Origin of the sequence: Salipiger sp. 1_MG-2023 (assembly GCF_030547555.1) — a bacterium.
Classification (GTDB): domain Bacteria; phylum Pseudomonadota; class Alphaproteobacteria; order Rhodobacterales; family Rhodobacteraceae; genus Salipiger.
In genome coordinates this window covers 19,829-40,437 of the sequence record NZ_JAUOQN010000025.1, presented here as the reverse complement: position 1 = coordinate 40,437, position 20,609 = coordinate 19,829, and the positions used below count along the sequence as shown (strand labels likewise).

Here is a 20,609-nt window from a genome sequence, read left to right as displayed (position 1 = left end):
CCCCCCTGCGAACCCCTTTCGCCTAGCGCGCGATACATGCTAGGGAACGGACCAGAGACAGCCGGAGAACGACATGGACGGGCAATCCGATTCCGCTCAGGGCGAAAACCGGGGTGACTGGGGGCCTTTCGGCCGTCCGCTCTTCGATGACCCCAAGGCGCGCCGCCTCGCCCGCGTTGGCGTTGTCGACATCGGGTCGAATTCGGTTCGCCTCGTGGTGTTTGACGGCGCAGCCCGCAGCCCGGCGTATTTTTACAATGAAAAGGTGATGTGCGGCCTTGGCGCGGGGTTGACCGAAACCGGCCATCTCAACGTGCAGGGCAAAGAGCGCTGCCTCTCCGCCATGGCGCGTTTCAAGGCGCTGGCGATCGGGATGGGCCTGCCGCCGCTGACCGCCGTTGCCACCGCTGCCATGCGCGATGCCAGCGACGGCCCCGCCTTCCGCGCCCAGATCGAGCGCGAGACCGGCATCAAGATCTGGGTGATCGACGGCGAAGAAGAGGCGCGCCTGTCGGCACAGGGCGTTCTGCTTGGCTGGCCCGGTGCCAGCGGCATGGTCTGCGACATCGGCGGCTCGTCGATGGAGCTGGCCGAACTCTCGGGCGGTCAGGTCGGCAAGCGGCATACCTCGCCGCTGGGGCCGCTGCGCTTCAAGGATCTGGACGGCGGGCGCAAGGCGCGCGAGCGGCACGTGCACAAGCACATCGCCGCCCTTGCCGAAAAGATGCAATGGAACGGCGAGCGGATCTATCTGGTCGGAGGCTCATGGCGGGCCATTGCCCGGCTGGACATGGAACGCCGCGCCTACCCGCTGCACGTTCAGCACGAATACCGCATGACCTGCGAAGACGTGCTGGAAACGCTGAAATTCATCGAGAAAGCGGATCTCGAAGCGCTGCGATCAACCTGTTCGATCTCGTCGGCGCGGATGAGCCTTGTGCCCTATGCCGCCGAAGTGCTGGCCGAGCTGATCTCGGCCTTCAAGCCCAAGGACATCGCGATTTCCTCCTATGGCATCCGCGAAGGGCTGCTGTACGAGCAGATGCCGCAAAGGCTGCGCGACCGCGATCCGCTGATCGAAGCCTGCCGCTTTTCCGAAGCCAAGGATGCGCGCCGCCCCGGCTTTGGCAAGACGCTGTACAATTTCGTGCTGCCGCTGTTTCAGGATGCAACGCCTATGCGGCTGCGGCTGGTCAAAGCCGCCTGCCTGCTGCACGATGTCAGCTGGCGCGACCATCCCGATTACCGCGCGCAGACCTGCTTTCACAACGTCACGCAGGCGGAACTGAGCGGGCTGAACCATCCCGAACGGGTGTTCCTCGGCCTGGCGCTGCTGCACCGTTACAAGAACAAGCGCGACGGGCTGGATTTCGAACCGCTGTTCGCGCTGATCAGCGCCGAGGACCAGCGCCGGGCAGAGATCCTCGGCAAGGCCATGCGCTTTGGCGCGATGCTATGGATGCCGCATGATGACGAACGCGCCGCCGCCGCGTTGGAATGGGATGCGGACTCGGGCCGCTTGCTGCTGAAGCTGACGCAGGATAGCGCCCCGCTGTTCGGCGAGGTGGCCGAAGCCCGGTTCAACGCGCTTGGCCGCGCATTCGGCGCGCAGGAGCTGAGCACAAAGATCGGCGCGTTATAGATCGATGCGGTTGCCGTCGAGCGGCGGCAGCCCCTTGCGCTCGCGCGGCTCCAGCGGGCGATCCTGCGGCATGGCAGGCATGTCGGGGATATCCGGCAACGCGGGCTGCGCCTGTTGCGGCGCGTCCTCCTCTGTGTCCGGTTTACGGCGAATGAGAATGTCGCCGTTGGGTAAGGTCTCCGGGGCCTCATAGACCGACCAGTCCTCGACCTCGCCCATCAGATCGCGAAAGCCGGGGCCGATACTGCCCAGAAACTCTTCGATCGCCGGCCCGGCGCTTTCGGCGCGCTCGCGCAGGCCGCGCATCGCCGGGTCAAGCTCGTTGCGCAACCCGTCGAGAAACATCCGCGCCCCTTCGTCCATGAGCGAGCGGCCCTCGTCCTGCGCAAGCGCAGGAGAGGCGATCAGCGAGGCGACAAGCAAGGCAGAAAAACGTGTCATGCTCTGCAATATAGCACTGCCAGCCGGCTTGATAAGGGTCAGAGCGGCCCGGTTCGCCACAGCCGCACCTTGAGCGAGCCATGCGCCACATGCGGCCCCGGCGGCTGGAACGGCAGGCCCGTCGCCTTGGCAAGGCCCGGATCTGTGGTGATGATGCCGACGCGCCAGCCCCGAAAGCGCTCCATCAATGCCGCCCCGACATCGCGGTGCAGCCCGTGCAGAGGCCCCGGCTTGCCGATGCGCTCGCCGTAAGGCGGGTTGATCATCACCAGACCGGGCGGGCCGTCGGGCCGCTCGATCGCGGTGGCCGAGCGGCAGTCGAACCGCACCAGCTGCTCGACCCCGGCCCGCGCGGCGTTCTCGCCCGCCATGCGCACCGCGCCCTCGTCGCGATCCGAGCCGTAAAACCGCAGCGCGATCGGGCGCGGCGCGGCATCGACCTTCATCTGCGCCCAGGCTTGCGGGACGAACGATGCCAGCCGTTCGAAATCGAACCGCCGCGCCCGGCCCGGCGCAAGGCCGCAGGCGATCTCGGCCGCCTCGATGGGAAAGGTGCCCGAGCCGCACATCGGGTCCAGAACAGGCTCGGTGCCGGTATAGCCGCATTCGCGCAGGAACAGCGCCGCAAGCGTCTCGCGCATTGGCGCCTTGCCAACCGCCACTTTGAACCCGCGACGGTGCAACGGCCCGCCCGAGGTGTCGATGGAAAAGCTCACGAGGTTTTCCTCGATCCGGGCCAGCAGGCGCACACCATCATCGGCGATGGGCGCGCCCAGCTCTTCGGTGATGGCCCGCTCGACACGGCCCTTGACCGCGCCCTCGTGGTAAAGCTTGGAGCGATAGCAAGTCGCCTCGACCCGCACCGGCACGTCAGCGCGCAGGATCTCGCCCCAGCCAAAGCGTCGCGCCCGCTTGTCGAGCTGCGCCAAATGCACCGCCGGAAAGCCGCCGATGCGCGCCAGCACCCGCGCCGCGCCGCGCAGCAGCAGATTGGCCCGCCACACATCGCGCCAGCCGCCGTCAAAGGCCACCCCGCCCGCCATCGGCCGCAGCGGCCCAAAGCCCTGCCCCTTGGCCTCGCTTACCAGCGAAGCCTCCAGCCCCGGCGCGCAGGCCAGGAAAATCTCGAATCTGTCATCCATCGCTCAGCCAATAACGCGTGCGCGCAGCTTTGCACAGATGCGGTGCGCGCGGGGCGGATTGATGCCCCCCGCCTGCGCCCCCTATCTGACAGGCAACAGACACAAAGGAGACAGGCCCAATGAAAAGCATCGGATTTCTGTCCTTCGGACATTGGTCGCCCACGCAGGGCTCGGCGGTCAAAAGCGCCTCTGACGTGCTGCTGCAAAGCATCGATCTGACCGTGGCCGCCGAAGAGCTCGGCCTCAACGGGGCGTATTTCCGCGTGCATCACTTCGCGCGCCAGCTCGCCTCGCCCTTCCCGCTGCTGGCGGCGGTGGGCGCGCGCACCAAATCCATCGAGATCGGCACCGGCGTCATCGACATGCGCTACGAAAACCCGTTCTACATGCTCGAAGACGCCGGCTCCGCCGATCTCATCTCCGGCGGGCGGCTGCAACTTGGCCTCTCGCGCGGCTCGCCCGAACAGGTCATCGACGGCTGGCGGCATTTCGGATACGCGCCAGAGCCAGGCGAAACCCACGCCGACATGGCCCGCCGCCACGCCGAGGTCTTCCTCGATCTGCTCGAAGGCAAGGGCTTTGCCCAGCCAAACCCGCAGCCGATGTTCCCCAATCCGCCGGGCCTGCTGCGGCTTGAACCGGTTCCGGACGGGCTGCGCGAGCGGATCTGGTGGGGCGCTGCCTCGAACGCCACTGCCCGCTGGGCCGCGACGCTGGGCATGAATCTGCAAAGCTCGACCCTGAAGATCGACGAAACCGGCGAGCCGTTCCACGTTCAGCAAGCCAATCAGATCCGCGCCTACCGCGACGCATGGAAAGACGCAGGCCACGCCCGCAGCCCGCGTGTCTCGGTCAGCCGGTCGATCTTCGCGCTGACCAACGACCAGGACCGCTATTACTTCGGGCGTGGCAAGGAAAGCGATCAGATCGGCATCATCGAAGAGACCCGCGCGATCTTCGGGCGCGGCTATGCCGACGAGCCGGACCGGCTGATCGAGGCGCTCAAGGGGGATGAAGCCATCGCCGAAGCCGACACGCTGCTGCTGACCGTGCCCAACATGCTCGGCGTCGATTACAATGTGCATGTGATCGAATCGATCCTCAAACACGTCGCCCCGGCGCTCAGCTGGCGCTGACACCGCCAACACCGGGCGCAGGCTGCCCCCCTGCGCCCGCCCCGCGCCTTCATCTTGCCGGATAAACTCCGGGGGAGTCGCCACTCAGGCGACGGGGGCAGCGCCCCCACCACCGTGCGGCTGTGGCCAAGATCATACACCTCGTTGCGCCAAAGGCACGCAGCCCCGCATTGCCCCCTTCCCCCCGCCCGCCTTCCGCGCCATAACGCCGCCATGCTCAAGACCCGCATCATCCCCTGTCTCGATGTCGCCGATGGCCGTGTGGTCAAGGGCGTCAACTTCGTCGATCTGCGCGATGCGGGCGATCCGGTCGATGCCGCCCGCGCCTATGATGCCGCCGGCGCCGACGAGATCACCTTTCTCGACATTCACGCGACGCATGAAAATCGCGGCACCATGTTCGACGTGGTGACGCGTACCGCCGAGCAATGCTTCATCCCGCTTACAGTGGGTGGCGGCGTGCGTACGGTGGCCGATGTCCGCGCCCTCCTGCTCGCGGGCGCGGACAAGGTCAGCTTCAACTCCGCCGCCGTGGCCAACCCCGATGTGGTGGCCGAAGCGGCGGATCACTTCGGCTCGCAATGCATCGTCGTTGCCATCGACGCCAAGACCGTCGCCCCCGGTCGCTGGGAAATCTTCACCCATGGCGGGCGCAAGCCCACCGGCATCGACGCGGTGGAATTCGCCCGGACGGTGGCGGCAAAAGGCGCCGGAGAGATCCTGCTCACCTCGATGGACCGCGATGGCACCAAGGCGGGTTTCAACCTGCCCCTGACCCGCACCATCGCCGATGCAGTCGACATCCCCGTCATCGCTTCTGGCGGCGTCGGCACGCTCGATCACCTTGTCGAGGGCGTCACCGAAGGCCATGCCTCGGCGGTGCTCGCGGCCTCGATCTTCCATTTCGGAACCTATACCATCGCCGAAGCCAAGGCCCATATGGCCAGCGCCGGTATCCCGGTGAGACAAGCATGACCCTCGAAGACCTCGAACAGATCGTCGCCCGCCGGAGCGAAGCTTCCCCGGATGAGAGCTGGACCGCCAAGCTGCTCGCCAAGGGCCCGGAAAAATGCGCCGAGAAATTCGGCGAAGAGGCCATCGAAGCGATCATCGAAGCCGTCAAGGGCGACCGCGAAAAGCTGGCCTCGGAAACCGCCGACGTGCTGTTCCATCTGCTGGTGATGCTCAAGGCCCGCGATGTGCCGCTGTCAGACGTGATGACCGTGCTCGCCGACCGTCAGGGCCGCTCCGGCATCGCCGAAAAAGCCGCCCGCAAGGGCTAAGCGCAGCGGGACGGCGGGTGGGGCGCCTTTGCCGCAGGCAAACAGCGCCATCCCCGTCACAGCTTGGAAGAAATGACCCCGGTGTTGAACCCGGCCTTGCGCAGCTCACCATTCAGCCGCTGGTGCTCGATCTTGGGGCAGCGGTTCATCACCACGTCGACGCCCCGCGCCCGCGCCGCCTGCGCCGCCGCCGCGTTCTCGACCCCGATCTGCATCCACACCGTCTTCAGGCCCGGCATATGCGCCAGCGCCGCATCGACAATCGGCGCAACCGCCTCGGAGCGGCGGAAGATATCGATCATGTCGACCTCGGGCGGCAGATCTGAAATCGCCCCCCGCACCTCTTCGCCAAACAACATCGCCCCCGCATGGCCGGGGTTGACCCCGATCACCCGGTAGCCGCGCAACGACAGGTAGCGCGCCACGTAATAGCTCGGGCGCACCGGGTTCAGCGATGCGCCCACAACCGCGATCACGCGGGTTCGATCAAGGATGGTTTTCAGGTCAGCATCGTTCATGCACCGATCTAACGCATGCGCGCAGGGCCAAGACAAGCCCCTACATCAGCAGCAACACCAGCAGCTGCGGCGCAAAGATCCGCAACCCCATCACCAGCGGATAGACGCTGGCATAGGCGATGGCCGCCGCCGGTGCCGGGCTTTGCGCATTGGCAAAGGCCAGCGCCGGCGGATCGGTCATCGACCCGGCAAGCACCCCGCACAGCGACAGGTAGTTGAACCCGAACAGTGCCCGCGCCACCAGCCCAACGATCACCAGCGGAATCAGCGTAATGAGCGCGCCGTACAGGATCCATGACAGCCCGTCGCCGTTCAGCAGTGTATCCAGAAACCGGCTCCCGGCCTTGAGCCCCACCACCGCCAGAAACAGCACGATTCCGAATTCGCGCAGCGCATGGTTCGCCACCGGAGGCATCGCCCATGTGAACGGCCCCCAGCTGCCAAGGCGCCCCAGCAGGATTGCCGCCACCAGCGGCCCGCCTGCCAGCCCCAGCTTCAGCGGCGCCGGCAATCCCGGCAGCGCCAGCGGGATCGAGCCCAGCAGCACCCCGAACATGATGCCGATGAACAGCCCCGGAAAATCCACCATCTCCAGCTTCGAGCTTTGGTCGCCCAGCACGCCGCGCACCGTCTCGATCGCGTCCTTGGCACCCACCACGGTCACGATATCGCCGAACTGCAGCGTGCTGTCCCCGCGCGGAGACAGCTCGACCCCCGCCCGCATGATCCGGCTGATGGTCACGCCATAAGCCTCGTCGAGCGCCAGTGTCCGCAACCGGTGCGACGTGGCGTGCTTGTCGGTCACCACCATCCGGCCCCAGCGCAGATCGGTGCCCTTGGTCGACAGCGGCGTGTCCACCACCTCGCCCAAAATCATCTGCATGGCGTGGATCTTGTCCTGCGGCCCCACAAGATGCAGCACGTCGCCCATGTGCAGGATCGTATCGCGGCGCGGCACGATCAGCCCAGCCTCGGTCTTCATCCGCGACGCCACCAGCCCGTCATCGAACAGCCCCGGAACTTCGGCCAGCTTGTGGCCTTCGAAATTGCCGTTGTGAACCGCGACATTCATGGTCGGCAGGCTGGCGCTCGCCCCCTTGCGACGCTCCACGTCAAAGCGGTCGGCCTCGGCCTTGATGTCGACCTTCAGCGCGAAGCGCACCAGCAGCATCGACAGCAGAATGCCCACGATTCCGAACGGATAGGCCACGGCATAGCCCAGCGGCGGCGCGGCGATATCTTCGGCGCTCGCGCCAGCGTCGCTCAGTGCCTGAACCGCCGCGCCAAGGCCGGGCGTGTTGGTCACCGCCCCCGACATCAGACCCACAAGCTGCGGCACCGGCACATCGAAAATGATCCCGATCGCCACCGTCACCAGCACCCCAAGGCAGACAATCGACGCCGCTGCGAGGTTGAACTGCAACCCCGCCTTGCGCAACGAGGCGAAAAAGCCCGGCCCCACCTGCACACCGATGGTGAAGACAAACAGGATCAGCCCGAATTCCCGGATGAACTCGAACATCTCGGCGCTGAAATGAATGCCCGCCCGTGCGCTCAGATCGCCCACCGCGATGCCCGCGAACAGCACGCCGCCGATGCCAAGCCCGATGCCGCGAAAGCTCAGCCGGCCAAACAGCAACCCGAGCACAGCGGCCAGCGACACCGCCATCATCGTCAGCGCCACCTCGCCCATGCGAGTAGTCAGGAAGTCTATGATAAAAGTCACGATTCCGGCCCCTTCCGTCCTTGCGGTTGCAGGCTCCTCCCGGTTTCGTGTTCCTACCTGCCCCGAGTCCTGTCAAGCGACGGACCTCGCATCATGGGCAGAAAAGGCGGGACATTTGGCCGCAACCAAGGCGCACCACTGCGGCGCCCGTTGCCGCGCGACTGAAGAAACCTTTGGTAGGAAAAGAAAAAGGCGCCCAAGTAAAACTTGGGCGCCAGTGCGGAACGAGGGACAGTGAAGGTTTCGCGAGAGTTCCAATCTCGCGTCCTGATCGTGATATGGGCATGAATGTCACGATTGAAAGGCCAGTCGCGAAACCGTGACAAAAGGCTTTGACATTTCACCCCTTGTCAGGGCTCGCCCTATTCCGCCGCCAGTTTCGCGCCGCCCATCAACGACCAGAGCCGCATCGGCGTGAACGGCATGTCGACCTGCCGGATGCCCAGCGGCCAAAGCGCATCCTGCACGGCATTCGACACCGCGGCGAGCGCGCCGACCGTGCCAGCCTCTCCGCAGCCCTTCATGCCCATGGGGTTTCCGATTGAGGGCACCGGTTCGACATCAAACCGAATGAACGGCATATCGTCCGCGCGTGGCAGAGCGTAATCCATGAAACTCGCCGACAGCAGCTGGCCATCTTCATCAAAGACAACATTCTCGCACAATGCTTGCCCAAGGCCCTGTGCGACCCCGCCGTGCACCTGACCTTCGGCCAGCATCGGATTGATAAGATTTCCAAAATCATCAACCACGGTGTATTTCACCACCTTGGCAACGCCGGTGTCACGTTCGATCTCGACTTCCGCGAAATGCGCGCCATTGGGGTAGCTGCGGGCGGCGATCTTGTCGCGAACCTTCCAAGTCAGCAGGTCATCGCGGCCCTTGGCGCGGGCCATCTCGGCTAGATCCAGCAAGGTTGGCGTCAGGTTCGAGCCTTCGGCGCGGAAGCGTTCGTCATCAAAGCTGACCTGCTCGGGTGCCACCCCGGCTTCCTCGGCGAAAAAAGCGCTGAACCCTGCGATCATCTTCGACACCGCCGCCAGCGTCACATTGGCCTGCGTCGTGACCGAGCGCGAACCACCGGTGCCGCCGCCCGTCGGGATCAGGTCGCTATCGCCCTGAACGAACGCGATCTTTTCGAAGGGAATGCCGGTCTGATCCGACAGGAACTTGGCAATGACCGTCTCGTGGCCCTGCCCATTGGATTGGGTGCCGACATAGATCGTCGCGCCGCCCTCGGGGGTGAATTCAACCTTCACATCCTCGGACGGATCGCCAAGGATCGACTCGATGTAAAAGCACAGGCCAAGGCCGCGCAGCTTGCCCTCTGCCTCGGATTTCTCCCGCCGCGCGGCAAAGCCCGCCACATCGGCATCGGCAATAGCATGATCCAGAACGCGCGGAAAATCTCCGACGTCATAGGTTTCACCTGTTGGCGTAAGATACGGAAATTCCTTGATGAAGTTAATCTTGCGCAGCTCGATCGGATCAAGCCCCAGCTCGCGCGCCGCCCGGTCGATGACGCGTTCGAGCACATAGATTGCCTCGGGGCGGCCCGCGCCGCGATAGGCGTCGACCTGCGTGGTGTTGGTGTAAAAGCCTTCGACCCGCATGTAGGCGGCGGGAATATCGTAGGTTCCGGTCAGTACCTTAGAGAACAGCAATGTCTGGATCGGCTGCCCGAACCCGGAGTTATAGGCGCCAAGATTGCAAGCAGTATGAATACGATAGCCAAGGATCCTGTTGTTCTGATCGAAGGCAAGTTCGGCCATGGTTACCAGATCGCGCCCGGCGTGATCCGACAGCATGCCTTCGGTGCGCTCCGAGATCCAGCGCACCGGCTTACCAAGCAGCCTCGCCGCCTGAGCAACCACGAAGTATTCGTTGTAAGACGCTGCTTTCATTCCGAAACCACCGCCAACATCAGGGTTGGTGATGCGCACATTTTCTTCCGCCAGACCCAGTGCCTGTGCCATCTCGCCCTTGATGCCCCAGACGCCCTGACCGTTGAACGCGACATGCATCCGCGTTCCGTCCCATTCGGCGAAACAGCCGCGCCCTTCCATGGCGTTGACGATCACCCGGTTGTCGCCAACCTCAAGCCGAACCACCCGCGCCGCCGTCTCGAAGGCGGCATTGGTCGCGGCCTCATCGCCCATGCCCCAGTCAAATGCGCGGTTGTCCGGAGCCTCGGCGTGGATCGCCTCGCCGCCGGTGTGCAGCCCCATGTGGGCCGGCAGTTCGTCGTATTCCAGCTCGATCAGCTCGGCCGCATCGCGCGCCTGATGCAGCGTTTCGGCGACGATCAGCGCCACCGGCTCGCCGACATGGCGCAGCTTGCCACGTGCCAGCAGCGGGCGCTCGGGCTGCGCCCCCTTGCTGCCATCTCGGTTGTCGACCACAGCGCCCGGCATGTTGATCTGCATATCCGCCGCCAGCAGGTCATCCACCGTCAGCACCAGCGCCACGCCATCGGAGTCGCGCGCGGCGCTTACGTCCAACGCGGTGATCGTTGCATGCGCGACCGGGGCACGCAGCAAGACCGCATGCAGAGCCCCCTCGGGCGCTATGTCGTCGATATAGCGGCCATGCCCGGTCAGGAACCGAATGTCTTCGCTACGTTTCATCGACTGGCTCTTGCCGAATTTTTCCATTGGGGGTCCCTCGTCTGGCATGTCTGCTGGCCGGAGATTGGATCGCCCCCACCGCACTGTCCAGTCGAGCGCAGCGTTTTCTTCAGACCTCCGCGCAATGGCGCAAGTTCCTGCGCGCTCCGTAGCCGTTGAATCCGGTCCACAAGGCGCGCGAACAGGCGCCCATATCTTCGAACACGAAATATACGCCCGCGGCGAAGGTCTGCAGCAACAGCGCCGTGCCCGGCAGCCGGTCAAGGCAGTCGCAGGTCGGGCCGGACACAACAAGGCCGCGCTGCGTCCAGCTACGGCGCGGCCCGTTGGTATCTCGACCCGGTGGCGCGCCATGGCGGCAAGAGCGCGCCATTCCGCAATACCGCCGCAGCTGCCGCCGTAGACAACGATCGCCCCGTCTTCGACCGCCTTGACACGCAGCACGAGGTGGACCGCCTCGGCACACAGCGCCCACCCCGGCTCGCCGACCAGCTGAGGCGGGGTGGCCAAACCCGCGCGGGATTCGCGCCGAACTTGCCCCCGAAATCATATGCCGCGGCGACGGGCAGGTTCAGCCGCTCCATTGTTTCGCGGCCCTTCAGCAGATCGGCTAGCTTTTCGAGCTCGCCGAGCCGATCGACGGACCAAGAGGCACCGCGCCCACCACGAACTCGACCCGCAAGCGCAGCGGCTTGTGGTAATGCAGCGCCGCGCCCGGCAGATGGGCGCGCACGAGATCCGTTTCCACTGGCGAGGCCTCGTCAAAAGCGCGCATCCCGGGCATCGCCAGCCCTTCAGGTATCTCGGGCGCCGGGTTGCCCTTGATCACATAGCTCACAAGGCCCGGAAAACCGCTCTGAAAGCGTTCGGCAATTCCCGGAAGTCGGTGGCCGATCTTGCACGGCGGCGGGGCCTAACCCGGACCACGGTGCAGGCTCGGATCGGACGGTTGGTGGCGCGGGGCGCCATCGCTGGCTTTACCATCCGGCGCGGCGCGATGATGAAAGAGACTGTGCGTGCCATGGCGCTTGTCTGCATCGAGCCAAGCGCCCAGACCTAGGTTCTGGCCCGGCTATGCCCGCTGACCACGGTCGAAACCGTGCACACCACCTCGGGGCGGCTCGACCTGATGACGGTCCTGTACGCCGGATCGACCGAAGCGCTTGATGCCTGTCGCGACCGTCTTGCCGAAACGCGCGGCCAGGGCAGTTCGGAAAGCCTGATCCATCTGACGACAAAGCTTGACCGACGCCGCTCAGCGGTTGATGACGCGTCGCCGCAAACAGACTGGCCCGCAACGCAAAACGGCGAAGGCCCGGGCCCCCGCCGCAATGACGCCGCTCGCGATCTGGCTCAGCCGACGGCGCGCGCATCCGGTTTGAAGCTGATCCGCTCGGATGCGGTGAAGCGACCGCCACGGGTCTTCTCGATCTTGCCTTCACGCAGAAGCTGGCCGAACGAGCGCAGCCGGTCTTCACGGCTGGATTCGTGCTGCTCGACCTGCCGCACCTTGGTCATCAGCTGCGGGCGCGAGAACTGCTCGCGGCACTCGACGAACGACATGTAGGCCGCCGCCGCCTCGAGCAGCTCGGGCAGTTCCCGCGCGCCGACACTTTCGGCATAGTCCGCAAAGCCTTCGTCGGTTGCAGCGGACTCTTCCTCGAAATCCGCGACACGCACCCGGCGCGGTCTGGTCGGAACCCGCTCTGCATCGACCCGCTGTTCTGCCACCAGCTTGAGCGGTGCCGGGCGGGTGGCCTCGACCGGGCGTTCGGTCTGGACCACCGGTGCATCGGGACGGCGCGGGCGAACAACATCGGCCAGATCTTCGCGGTAGGGTTCCGAGGCCTTTTCGAGGTCTTTCTTGCGCCCGAGCTTGCGATCGGCACGGGTTGCCGCAACTGCCGCGCGCAGATGCGCGATGGCGCTGCGGCGGCGGTTGCCCTCTGGCTCGCGCAGTTGCGAATTGGTTACATCGAGAATGCGCGAGGCGTCGTTGTCCTCGACGCTTGTCTCGGTCAGCATGACCCGGCCCGGACTGGACATCTTGATCGCCTTGCGGACCTCTTCCTGCGCCATGCGGGCAAGATGCGCCGTCACAGACAACGTACGGTCTTCTTCGGCCGGCGCGGGCGTCTCTGCCTCGGGCGCATCGGTTTTGTCGTCAAGGCCGCGGTGCTGCGCGTCGTCGAACTCGTCGTCGTCATCCGCAAGCAGGTCGACAGGTTCCGCCTCCTGCGTCGGCGCAGGGCGCGGTACCGGGCCTTGGTCCTGCATCATTGCAGCGGCCTGATGCGGATCGGGGGCGGCGTCTTCATCATCCTCGTCGTCGAGATCGTTTTCCCAGCCCTCGCCAAGCAGCCATTCATCATCGCCCCCGGGCGCTTCGGCCCGGCGCAGCGGCGCTGCGCTCGATGTCGGAGCGGCGACGATCTCGTCGTCTTCTGCCTCGTCTTCGTCATCGGCCCATGCCTGCGCAAAACCCGCCTGCAGCTCGGCACGCACCGCCTCGAGTTCGCGGGCAAGGTCATCTTCGTCTTCGGCGCTGAGGCTGCTGATCGTATCCTCGGCGGAGGTCAGGCCGCGGTCCGCCGCCGCATCAAAGGTGCTGCGCTTGACCTTGACCACCCGCGCACGCGGGGGCTGCGCCGACGCGGCATCTTCGACGGGCGGGACCAACGGCTGCGCTGCCATGGCGGCCTGAGCAGTCAGTGGCGCAGGCTCGGCATGGCTTGGCTCGCCAAGAAGGTCGGGGGCCGCGCGGTTGTCGCCGGTTTCGCCCGCGTCGAACGCAGCGCCGTGAAGATCGGTCTGGTCGAAGGCGTCTTCCTCAGCCAAATCTTCCTCAGCCAGATCTTCCTGGGCAAGCGCTTCGTCGTCGGCGACTGCGCTCTCTGGCTCGTCATGCGACAGGGTCAGATCCGGCACCGGTTCGGGTGAGGCCACCGCGCCCTGAGCAACCACTGCGCGGATGCGCTGCAGCTTTGCAGTGATCGCATCGGGATCGCTCAACCCCGTCGGCGGCGCAACAGGGGCTGCCCCGGCGGACACGGGCAGGATGTCGGGCATCTCGGGCGTCGACATCGCCTCGGAACTCAGCAGCGATGCGATGCTGTCCTCGGCGGTCGGGGTCGGCGCGTCGCTGGCAGGCGCGACTTGGGCGTCCTGCTCGGCGAGGGCGGACAGCACTTCGGAGGTGACATCCTCGATGATCGGGGGGTCCTCTGCCACGTCCGGTTCGGGCATCTCTGCGGCAGTTGGCTCGGGCTCGGCAACCGGGCGCTGAAGCGCTGTGCCCATGGCATTGGCAGAGGCATCGCCAGTGCCAAGCGTCAGTTGCCCCTCGCCATGGCGAGGCGCGAGTTGCGCGGACAGGATCTCGGACGCCATTTCAGGGTCGAATTGCGGCGGTTCGGCTCCGAAGAACCGATCATCCCGAACCACGCCGCGAAAGAAATGCGTTGTCTCCTTCACCACGCCAAGCGGGTCTTCGAACCCCTCTGCCGTACAGGAGAATGTGCCGTAGGAGACCGTCAGGATCTTGCTCGAACTCACCATATACTGCTCACTTTCCATCGCTGTGCAACAGTCTGTTTACCATCTGTGCTGGGACCAAAGCCGACCGAATTTCAGGCAACTATGGTATCATTTCATGGCGTCATTGTGGTCTGTTTCGCAAAAGGCCATTAATTCGACATGAATCACCCTGTCCTATGCTCTGAAAATCCTATTCTTCTGGTCGGCGGTGGGCAGTCCGCCCCCTCAGCGCTGGATTGCCTTGCATCGGAATGCGCGCTGCGAGTCGCGGCGGATGGCGGCGTCGACAGATTGCTGGCGCGCGGCGTGATGCCGGACGCGGTGATCGGGGATCTTGATTCGATCTCGGATCAGGCGCGCGCCACAGTGCCCGCGGAGCGCATCCATCATATCCCCGAACAGGATAGCACCGATTTCGACAAATGCCTGCGCAACATCGACGCGCCGCTGGTCTGGGGCATGGGGTTTCTGGGTGGTCGCATCGACCACGAGCTGGCCGCGCTGACGGTGCTGGCCGGACGCGCCGACCGGCGCTGTATCCTGCTTGGGCCCGAAGACTGCATCGCCCTGCTGCCCCCCAGCCTGACGCTGGATCTGAAGGAAGGCGTGCGCCTGTCGCTTTATCCGCTTGGCGAGGCGTGCGGGCGCAGCACCGGGCTGCGCTGGCCAATCGACGGCATCACGATGTCACCAGGCACCCGCGTCGGCACCTCGAACGAGAGCTGCGCCGCGCGGGTGACGCTGGAGATGGACGCCCCGCTAATGCTGATCATTCTGCCGCTTGAATGGCGCCGGGCACTTGCGCAGGCGCTGCTAGACGCGCCCGGTGGCTGGCCCGCTCGCGCAGGAAGATGAACAGCCCCGCTGCCATGATCACCAGAATGCCGGTGCTGGCGAGCTGGTTGGGCAGCTCTCCGAAGAGCGCAAAGCCAAGCGCGGTGGCGAAGGGCAGCTCGAGATACTGCATCGGCGCCAGCGTCGCGCCGGGGGCAAAGCGCAGCGACCAAGTCATCAGAAGATGTGCCACCGTGCCGACAAACCCGATGCCGATCAGCAGGCCGAAGGTGCCTTCGGGAAAACCGACCCAGGACAGTTCCGGCGCAATTCCGGCCGGCATCAGCAGCAGCATCGGCCCCACCAGCACCACCGCCATCAGCCCCGACGTGGCCTGAAGCGAAATTGCGTCGATATCCCGCGCCATCCGCCGCGTCGCCACCATGAACAGCGAGAAGTTCACCGCCACGCCCAGCGGCAGCAGTGCCGGCCAGCCAAAGGTCTGAAACGCGGGCTGCACCACCATCATCGTGCCGACGAACCCGACGGCGCAGGCCGCCAGACGCACCGGCCCCACCTCTTCGTTCAGCAGCGCCTTGCCGAGGATCAGCATCAGAAACGGCATGACAAAGGCGATCGCCACCGCATCGGCCAGCGGCAGGTAGCGCACCGCTGTCACCATCATGGCGATTCCACCGATATGCATCAGCGTGCGCAGACCTGCGAGCAGGAACACATCGCGTGACATGTAGAAATTGCGCCCGGTCAACAGCATCAGCGGCACCAGCAGGATGACCTGCACCGCGAAGCGAAAGAAGACCAGCTCTGCGATCGGAACAGAGTCGCCAAGAAGCTTTGCAATGGCATCCGCGAGCGGGGCGAGGATGCAGAACCCAAGCATCAGGGTCATGCCAAGAAGCGGATTGTCCTGTTTCATGCGCCGAAGCTAGCCAGCACCCGCAAAGCGGGCAATACGCTACCAGAGGCAAACACCGATAAACATGAGACAACTTTGCCGCGACATTGACGCGCCTTGGCGTCACTTGCCGTGCCAAAGCGCCGCTAACTGGCAATGCGACATGGGCTGATGCAAAACCCGGGCGCGACCTGCGGGCGGCATCGTTACCGTCATTGACCCGCAATCGCCGGGTTGCGCCCCTGCCCCGCTTACACTAGACAGCCCGCCAAGACCGCAGGCTTCGGGACCATCCATGCAAAACGTCATCCTTATCGTCCATCTCATCCTCTCGCTGTCTCTGATCGGCGTGGTGCTGCTTCAGCGCTCCGAAGGGGGCGGGCTCGGCATGGGTGGCGGCGGCGGCGCCATGAGCCAGCGCGCCGCGGCGACCGCCATGGGCAAGGTGACCTGGATCCTTGCGGCAGCCTTCATCGTGACCTCCCTGACGCTGACCGTGCTTGCCGCACAGGAAGCCTCCGGCATCTCGGTCATGGACCGGCTGACCGGCGGCGCGAGCACGCAAGAGCCCGCCGCAGACGGCACGCTTGACACTGACGCGCTTCTGCCGCCGCCCTCCGCGAGTGGCGCAGATGCCGACGCACCGCTGGTTCCGCGCGCCGACTAAGGCGCGCTACACCATCAATACAACAGCTTGAGGGCCGCGCGCCGCGCCGCAACAGTATCTTGCGGTCGTATGGACTTTGCGTTGCGAATCTCTTATACGTGGACTCCCGTGATACTGCGGCCTTATCGGGCTGCGGGTGTTCATCCAATGCAGATATTCACGGGGTCGGCCTGACATGGCACGTTACATCTTCATCACCGGCGGCGTCGTTTCTTCGCTCGGCAAGGGTCTTGCATCCGCCGCGCTTGGCGCGCTGCTTCAGGCGCGTGGATATTCGGTGCGCCTGCGCAAGCTCGACCCTTATCTCAACGTCGATCCGGGCACGATGTCGCCCTTCGAGCATGGCGAGGTCTTCGTGACCGACGACGGCGCGGAAACCGACCTTGATCTTGGCCATTACGAACGCTTCACCGGTGTGTCGGCGCGCAAGACCGATTCCATCTCGTCGGGGCGGATCTATACCAACGTGCTCGAGAAAGAGCGGCGCGGCGATTACCTTGGCAAGACGATTCAGGTGATTCCGCACGTCACCAACGAGATCAAGGATTTCCTGTCGATCGGCGATGACGAGGTCGATTTCATGCTCTGCGAGATCGGCGGCACCGTCGGCGACATCGAGGGCCTGCCGTTTTTCGAGGCCATCCGCCAGTTCGCACAGGATCGCCCGCGCGGCCAGTGCCTGTTCATGCACCTGACCCTGTTGCCCTTCATCAAGGCGTCGGGCGAGCTGAAGACCAAGCCGACGCAACATAGCGTCAAGGAACTGCGCAGCATCGGCCTTGCGCCCGATATCCTCGTGTGCCGCTCCGAAGGGCCGATCCCGCAGAAGGAACGCGAAAAGCTGGCGCTGTTCTGCAACGTGCGCCCCGATTGCGTGGTCGCCGCGCAGGATCTGAGCTCGATCTACGACGCGCCGCTGGCCTATCACCGCGAAGGGCTGGACCAGGCGGTGCTGGACGCGTTCCAGATCCACCCCGCCCCGCGCCCCAATCTTGCCAAGTGGGAAGATGTCTCCGAGCGCATCCACAACCCCGAGGGCGAGGTCAACGTCGCCATCGTCGGCAAGTACACCCAGCTCGAAGATGCCTATAAATCGATCGCCGAGGCGCTGACCCATGGCGGCATGGCGAACCGGGTCAAGGTCAAGCTCAAATGGGTCGACGCCGAGCTGTTCGAACGCGAAGACCCCGCGCCCTATCTGGAAAAATACGATGCGATCCTCGTGCCCGGCGGCTTTGGCGAGCGCGGCACCGAGGGCAAGATCAAGGCGGCGCAATACGCGCGCGAACACAAGATCCCTTATCTGGGCATCTGCCTTGGCATGCAGATGGCGGTGATCGAGGCGGCGCGCAACGTCGCTGGCGTCGCCAAGGCCGGATCCGAGGAATTCGACCATGAAAAGGGCGAAAAGCGCTTCGAGCCGGTGGTTTACCATCTCAAGGAATGGGTACAGGGCAACCAGCGGGTCAACCGCTCGGTCGCTGATGACAAGGGCGGCACCATGCGCCTTGGCGCCTATGACGCGGTGCTGACCGAAGGATCGAAGGTGGCGTCGGTCTACGGCCGCAAAACCATCGACGAGCGCCACCGTCACCGCTATGAGGTCGACATCAAGTACCGCAAGGCGCTTGAGGAATGCGGGCTGCGTTTCTCGGGCATGTCGCCCGACGGTCGCCTGCCCGAGATCGTGGAATGGCCCGATCATCCGTGGTTCATCGGCGTGCAGTTCCACCCCGAGCTTAAATCCAAGCCCTTTGCCCCGCACCCGCTGTTCCGTGACTTCGTGCGCGCGGCCAAAGAGGTGTCGCGGCTGGTCTGAGCCCCCCCCCCGCAGCGTAACGACGGCGCGGCCTTGCACAGGGCCGCGCCGTTTGCGTTTTGCGCGGCAGGATCTTTGCCCTAACCCGGCGCGAACTGGTCGGTGGTCTCGCCATCGGTTTCGAATGTGTCAGAGGGCGGGTCGTCTTCGGCCGTGATGTCCGGGCTGTTTTCTTCGGGTATGCTGCCCGGCTCTTCGTCCTCGGGCCGATCCCTAGGCACGATGCGATGGTCGTCGCCAAACCGCTCACGAGCATATTCGGCGTTCTGGCGCAGGACCCGGTTTTCCAGCCAGCGCAGATAGCGCATCAGCTCGGCAAAGGACGGCTCGTCGCGCTCGATGTAATCGCGGGCATCGCGCATGGCCCGTTGCATCACCGGCACCGGCATACGCGCCAGATCGTCGCGATACTGCCAGCGCGGCCCGCCCAGCCAGACCGCCGCAAACATCACCATGGCGCGCCGCTCGGGCGTGCCCGAGGCAATCAGCCCGTCAAAGAACATGCGGTGCACATCCTGCCAGCGGGCCTCGTGATACATCAGCCCGCCTTCATTTCCGATGCCGCAATAGGCATCGTGCAGAGCACCGGCATTGGCATATTCCGGCGCTCTCGGTTCGCCGACGATCGACACGAAGATCGGCGGGATCGACGCACCGTCGGTCAGCGTGCCCGAAGGCGCGACCCATGTGCGCCCCCGCGCATCGCGAAATTGCATCGGCGCGCTCATGCGGAAGAACTTGTAGGGACGGCTTGGCAGGGTGATTGGCGCGCCGCTCACCTTGACCGGGCTGCCCAGATAGGCGCAGTTGGCGCGATGCGTGGCACAGGTGATCTGCGACAGCGCGTCGACATCATCGATCGCCTGCTGCGTCGGGGCGCAGGCGCTTGCGGCACAAAGCACAGCGGGTATCAGCCCAAAAAGCTGGAAACGTGTCATGGCAATATTCCGCAGGTTGATAATGGGTGATTGAATACACCCACATTGCCGCCCAACCGCTTTGCCTTCAAGTCCCGGTTCCCGCCACCGATCAAGTCGGCTGACGCAGCGCATAGGATGGGACGCGCGCGGCCTATTGGAGCTGGGCCAGAAGCCCCTGCGCCGCCTCTTCGACCAGATCCAGCGCGCCGTCGAAATCGCGGGTGAAATAGGGGTCTGGCACCTCGGACTGGCCACTGTGCGGGGCAAAATCGGTGAACAACCGCAATATGGCCCGCGCCCCTTGCGGCTGGATACGGCGCAGGTTCGACATATTGCTGGCGTCCATCGCGATCACCAGATCGAAGCTGTGAAAATCCTGCGGCGACACCTGCCGCGCCCGCAACCCCGACAGATCGTAGCCGCGCGCGGCGGCGGCGGCCTGCATCGGGCCATAGGGCGGCTCTCCGACATGCCAATCGCCGGTCCCGGCGCTGTCGATGGTCAGATCAAGGCCGCGCGCCTGCGCCATGTGCCGCAACACCGCCTCGGCCGAGGGCGAGCGGCAGATATTGCCGAGACAGACGAAAAGGATACTCTGTGCCATGGCGGGCCTCCCTGAGTGCCAGCCTAACCTGTCGTCGCTACGGAGAAAAGCATGGCCGAAAAGATCGTGATCCTGACCGGGGCAGGCATTTCAGCGGAGAGCGGGCTGGGCACGTTTCGCGACGAAGGCGGACTTTGGGCGCAGCACCGCATCGAAGACGTGGCCACGCCCGAAGGCTTTGCCAAAGACCCGGCGCTGGTGCATCGCTTTTACAACATGCGCCGCGCCGAGGCGGCCAAGGCGCAACCGAATGCGGCGCATCTGGCGCTGGCGCGGTTGCAGCGGGAGTACTCTGGCGAGGTGGTCATCGTCACCCAAAACGTCGACGCGCTGCACGAGGCGGCGAGGGCAGAGGTGATCCATATGCACGGGGCGCTGGCCTCGGCGCTTTGCGCCGCCTGTGGGCATCGCTGGGCGGCGCCGCTGGTGATGGCCACAGGTGAGCCTTGCCCCGCCTGCGGCGCTGGCGCCGGGCGTCCGGATATCGTCTGGTTCGGCGAGATGCCCTATTTCATGGAGCAGATCGAAGATCACCTGCTGGGCTGCGATCTCTTCGCCGCCATCGGCACCTCGGGGCAGGTCTACCCGGCTGCGGGCTTTGTGCAACAGGCGCGCTACGCGGGTGCCCGGACGATCGAGATGAACCTGCGCGACAGCGACAGCAGCTACGCCTTCGAAGATCACCTGATCGGACCGGCCAGCAAGGTGGTGCCACGCTGGGTCGATACGCTGTTGTAAGGATGGCTGCCATCGCCCCCCGTGCCGTGGGATGCACAGCCATGGTAGGCCCGCTTGGCGGGTTGGGAACTGCCCACCACTGGGGACGGGGCTGCGCACATCACGCAATCCAAGTCCCG

General features: G+C 65.0%; 18 protein-coding genes and 1 pseudogene. 9 read left to right on the top strand and 10 right to left on the bottom strand.

What is annotated here, in order from left to right; all coding sequences use genetic code 11:
• Positions 1 to 73: 73 nt before the first annotated feature.
• A complete protein-coding gene (locus Q4543_RS13280) occupies positions 74 to 1,642 on the top strand; it encodes a Ppx/GppA family phosphatase (protein WP_303438967.1) in 1,569 nt (522 codons plus the stop codon).
• On the opposite strand, the gene Q4543_RS13275 is transcribed toward Q4543_RS13280, so the two are convergent.
• Positions 1,637 to 2,083 (bottom strand): hypothetical protein, encoded by a 447-nt coding sequence (locus Q4543_RS13275; protein ID WP_303438966.1) that lies wholly within the window; start codon positions 2,081 to 2,083, stop codon positions 1,637 to 1,639. The genes Q4543_RS13280 and Q4543_RS13275 overlap by 6 nt on opposite strands.
• A gap of 38 nt (positions 2,084 to 2,121) precedes the next feature.
• Complete coding sequence (locus Q4543_RS13270) at positions 2,122 to 3,225, bottom strand: class I SAM-dependent RNA methyltransferase (protein ID WP_303438965.1); 1,104 nt, start codon at positions 3,223 to 3,225, stop codon at positions 2,122 to 2,124.
• A gap of 119 nt (positions 3,226 to 3,344) precedes the next feature.
• Here Q4543_RS13270 and Q4543_RS13265 point away from each other — a divergent pair, with 119 nt between their 5' ends.
• The 3 genes from Q4543_RS13265 (at position 3,345) to Q4543_RS13255 (ending at position 5,644) form a co-directional block, all read left to right on the top strand.
• Positions 3,345 to 4,361 (top strand): LLM class flavin-dependent oxidoreductase, encoded by a 1,017-nt coding sequence (locus tag Q4543_RS13265; RefSeq protein WP_303438964.1) that lies wholly within the window; start codon positions 3,345 to 3,347, stop codon positions 4,359 to 4,361.
• Between the two features lie 213 nt (positions 4,362 to 4,574).
• Positions 4,575 to 5,336 (top strand): imidazole glycerol phosphate synthase subunit HisF, encoded by a 762-nt coding sequence (gene hisF / locus Q4543_RS13260; RefSeq protein ID WP_216005457.1) that lies wholly within the window; start codon positions 4,575 to 4,577, stop codon positions 5,334 to 5,336.
• Positions 5,333 to 5,644 (top strand): phosphoribosyl-ATP diphosphatase, encoded by a 312-nt coding sequence (locus Q4543_RS13255; RefSeq protein WP_303438963.1) that lies wholly within the window; start codon positions 5,333 to 5,335, stop codon positions 5,642 to 5,644. The genes hisF and Q4543_RS13255 overlap by 4 nt, the downstream gene beginning before the upstream one ends.
• Before the next feature lie 56 nt (positions 5,645 to 5,700).
• Here Q4543_RS13255 and Q4543_RS13250 read toward each other — a convergent pair whose 3' ends face one another.
• From Q4543_RS13250 to Q4543_RS13235, 4 genes are all read right to left on the bottom strand, one after another.
• Positions 5,701 to 6,162 carry a CoA-binding protein gene (locus Q4543_RS13250; RefSeq protein WP_303438962.1) on the bottom strand — a complete coding sequence of 154 codons (462 nt, stop codon included), beginning with the start codon at positions 6,160 to 6,162 and terminating at the stop codon, positions 5,701 to 5,703.
• A 40-nt stretch (positions 6,163 to 6,202) separates the two neighbouring features.
• Positions 6,203 to 7,888, bottom strand: a complete 1,686-nt coding sequence (locus Q4543_RS13245) for a putative transporter (protein WP_303438961.1) — start codon at positions 7,886 to 7,888, stop codon at positions 6,203 to 6,205.
• Positions 7,889 to 8,250: 362 nt separating this feature from the next.
• On the bottom strand, positions 8,251 to 10,542 hold the full coding sequence (locus tag Q4543_RS13240; RefSeq protein ID WP_303438960.1) for a xanthine dehydrogenase family protein molybdopterin-binding subunit: 2,292 nt from the start codon (positions 10,540 to 10,542) through the stop codon (positions 8,251 to 8,253).
• A 583-nt stretch (positions 10,543 to 11,125) separates the two neighbouring features.
• Positions 11,126 to 11,353: a hypothetical protein gene (locus tag Q4543_RS13235; protein WP_303438982.1), complete on the bottom strand. Its 228-nt coding sequence runs from the start codon at positions 11,351 to 11,353 to the stop codon at positions 11,126 to 11,128.
• On the opposite strand from Q4543_RS13235, the pseudogene Q4543_RS13230 reads away from it, so the two are divergent.
• Positions 11,345 to 11,767 (top strand): annotated as a pseudogene (locus tag Q4543_RS13230) (Lrp/AsnC family transcriptional regulator); the annotation flags it as partial. The gene Q4543_RS13235 and the pseudogene Q4543_RS13230 overlap by 9 nt on opposite strands.
• Before the next feature lie 101 nt (positions 11,768 to 11,868).
• On the opposite strand, the gene Q4543_RS13225 reads toward Q4543_RS13230, so the two are convergent.
• Complete coding sequence (locus Q4543_RS13225) at positions 11,869 to 14,073, bottom strand: hypothetical protein (protein ID WP_303438959.1); 2,205 nt, start codon at positions 14,071 to 14,073, stop codon at positions 11,869 to 11,871.
• A 138-nt stretch (positions 14,074 to 14,211) separates the two neighbouring features.
• On the opposite strand from Q4543_RS13225, the gene Q4543_RS13220 reads away from it, so the two are divergent.
• Entirely contained in the window at positions 14,212 to 14,907 is a 696-nt protein-coding gene (locus Q4543_RS13220; RefSeq protein ID WP_303438958.1) for a thiamine diphosphokinase, read from the top strand.
• On the opposite strand, the gene Q4543_RS13215 is transcribed toward Q4543_RS13220, so the two are convergent.
• The gene (locus Q4543_RS13215) at positions 14,822 to 15,736 is read right to left on the bottom strand and encodes a DMT family transporter (RefSeq protein WP_303438957.1); all 915 of its coding nucleotides are present in this window, start codon (positions 15,734 to 15,736) and stop codon (positions 14,822 to 14,824) included. The two genes, Q4543_RS13220 and Q4543_RS13215, sit on opposite strands and share 86 nt — an antisense overlap.
• A gap of 301 nt (positions 15,737 to 16,037) precedes the next feature.
• Between Q4543_RS13215 and secG the strand changes: the two genes are divergently transcribed.
• A complete protein-coding gene (gene secG, locus Q4543_RS13210) occupies positions 16,038 to 16,409 on the top strand; it encodes a preprotein translocase subunit SecG (RefSeq protein WP_216005449.1) in 372 nt (123 codons plus the stop codon).
• 175 nt (positions 16,410 to 16,584) lie between these two features.
• On the top strand, positions 16,585 to 18,228 hold the full coding sequence (locus tag Q4543_RS13205) for a CTP synthase (RefSeq protein WP_216005448.1): 1,644 nt from the start codon (positions 16,585 to 16,587) through the stop codon (positions 18,226 to 18,228).
• A gap of 80 nt (positions 18,229 to 18,308) precedes the next feature.
• Here the strand turns inward: Q4543_RS13205 and Q4543_RS13200 are convergent, their stop codons facing one another.
• Both Q4543_RS13200 and Q4543_RS13195 read right to left on the bottom strand, forming a co-directional pair.
• Positions 18,309 to 19,166 (bottom strand): DUF1353 domain-containing protein, encoded by an 858-nt coding sequence (locus Q4543_RS13200; protein ID WP_303438955.1) that lies wholly within the window; start codon positions 19,164 to 19,166, stop codon positions 18,309 to 18,311.
• A gap of 133 nt (positions 19,167 to 19,299) precedes the next feature.
• Positions 19,300 to 19,752, bottom strand: a complete 453-nt coding sequence (locus Q4543_RS13195) for a low molecular weight protein-tyrosine-phosphatase (protein ID WP_303438953.1) — start codon at positions 19,750 to 19,752, stop codon at positions 19,300 to 19,302.
• Positions 19,753 to 19,803: 51 nt separating this feature from the next.
• Here Q4543_RS13195 and Q4543_RS13190 point away from each other — a divergent pair, with 51 nt between their 5' ends.
• Complete coding sequence (locus tag Q4543_RS13190) at positions 19,804 to 20,490, top strand: NAD-dependent deacylase (protein ID WP_303438951.1); 687 nt, start codon at positions 19,804 to 19,806, stop codon at positions 20,488 to 20,490.
• Positions 20,491 to 20,609: the final 119 nt, after the last annotated feature.